This is a genomic window from Chitinilyticum litopenaei DSM 21440 (genome assembly GCF_000428145.1).
Classification (GTDB): domain Bacteria; phylum Pseudomonadota; class Gammaproteobacteria; order Burkholderiales; family Chitinibacteraceae; genus Chitinilyticum; species Chitinilyticum litopenaei.
On record NZ_ATZJ01000086.1, the window covers coordinates 1 to 1,318 of the forward strand.

4 protein-coding genes are annotated in these 1,318 nt (G+C 50.2%); 2 read left to right on the plus strand and 2 right to left on the minus strand.

Translation table 11 applies throughout. From position 1 onward, the window contains the following. Together C515_RS24120 and C515_RS23735 are read left to right on the plus strand one after the other, a co-directional pair. Positions 1 to 221: hypothetical protein (locus C515_RS24120; protein ID WP_043650180.1), on the plus strand; the 221-nt coding region annotated here is incomplete at its 5' end. A gap of 28 nt (positions 222 to 249) precedes the next feature. Then, positions 250 to 456, plus strand: coding sequence for a hypothetical protein (locus C515_RS23735; protein ID WP_144290511.1), 207 nt, complete (start codon positions 250 to 252; stop codon positions 454 to 456). A 53-nt stretch (positions 457 to 509) separates the two neighbouring features. Here C515_RS23735 and C515_RS23740 read toward each other — a convergent pair whose 3' ends face one another. Both C515_RS23740 and C515_RS23245 read right to left on the minus strand, forming a co-directional pair. Beyond that, positions 510 to 836 (minus strand): hypothetical protein, encoded by a 327-nt coding sequence (locus C515_RS23740; RefSeq protein ID WP_144290512.1) that lies wholly within the window; start codon positions 834 to 836, stop codon positions 510 to 512. Further along, positions 836 to 1,318: RHS repeat-associated core domain-containing protein (locus tag C515_RS23245; RefSeq protein ID WP_144290513.1), on the minus strand; the 483-nt coding region annotated here is incomplete at its 5' end. The genes C515_RS23740 and C515_RS23245, both read right to left, overlap by 1 nt.

Genomic DNA, 1,318 nt, shown 5'->3' on the forward strand with positions numbered 1-1,318 from the left:
AGCGCGTCGTAGCGGTAGTGTTCGCGCTGCTGCGGGTCCTGGCCGGGCAGGCGCTGTTCGCGCAGCACGGCGGTGATCTGGTCGCGCGGGTCGTATTCGAAGCGGGTCTGGCTGATTTCGCTGCCGTGCTGGCGCTCGCGGATGGCGATGAGGCGGCCGGTGGCGTCCCTCTGGTAGCTGTGTTGCTTGGGTATGTAGCTACAGCCATTACTAATAAATGATTTTGGCCATATACCCTTAAAATCATGCTTGTTACGCTATTCGGCACGCCCAAACACCGTATGCCTGCCTGCCGGTGAACTCGACCACGCCTTGCAGCACTTCTCGCTGTATTACAACCACCACCGCCCGCACCAGCACCGGCACCAGGACCAGCAGGGCTTTACTCCGGCCTATGTCTGGGAAGGGCGCAGCTGGGCGCATTACACCCGGCCCGCCCGAATGCCGAACGGCTAAGGCATGACGACCGACGAACTGCCTAACGTGTGCATCATCATCCGACACCAGTACTATGGTGTTTTTGACCTGATCTTCTCAAGTTCTTGTGATAGTTTTTTTGTATTTGCTATGTCTCCACCTTTGTCAAGATTTCTGAGCCAGCTAGGGATGGCTTTCTTGAAAAGTTCAATACCTTCATTTTTTACATTCGACATTCTTATAATTAGATCTTTTTTAATGATTCCTCTTTCATCAAAAGGTTCTGGTATGTTGACTAGTAAGTTATTGTCAACGAGAAAGTGAACTATTGCTGACTGTCTTGTTAGTATCTGCTGCTGGTACTCTTCGCTTTTGTTTGCGCTTAAGAGAGCAGGGGTGTTTACTAAAGAGAAATCCATTATTTTGCCCTGATTATCGTTGATAGTCCTTCTACTGCCTCTATTCTTCCTGTTGTGGGGTTTTTGAAGAAAGTACCTCCGGATTCTATAATTCTTATTTCTTTGGATATTTGGACGTCTTTGGGGGCAGTCTTGCTTGTTACTTCATAGGGGTGCCATTTTCCATCGCTTTTCTTGACCATGAAGTCGACTCGACGACGTTCTCCTGTTAGCGGATCTTTAACAGATTTTCCTTTTGCATCACGTAAATAACGTTCACTTACAACATTGTCTTTGCCATATCGTTTTTCAAGTATGCCCCTTGCTCTTTCTTCTCGCGCCGTCCCGGCTTTTTTGTTGGGAATGCACACCCACCCCCACGGATCCATCCAGCCGTTCGGGTCGGGTACGTAGCCGTACAGGTGCAGGCCGCCCGCCAGACCGATCGGGTCGGGCGTCAGATAGCGGCCGCTTTCCGGGTCGTAATAGCGGAAAGTATTGTA

Bases quoted from the DNA above. Each gene is read 5' to 3' on its own strand.
- C515_RS23740 (WP_144290512.1), bottom strand. From the start codon at position 836: ATGGATTTCTCTTTAGTAAACACCCCTGCTCTCTTAAGCGCAAACAAA.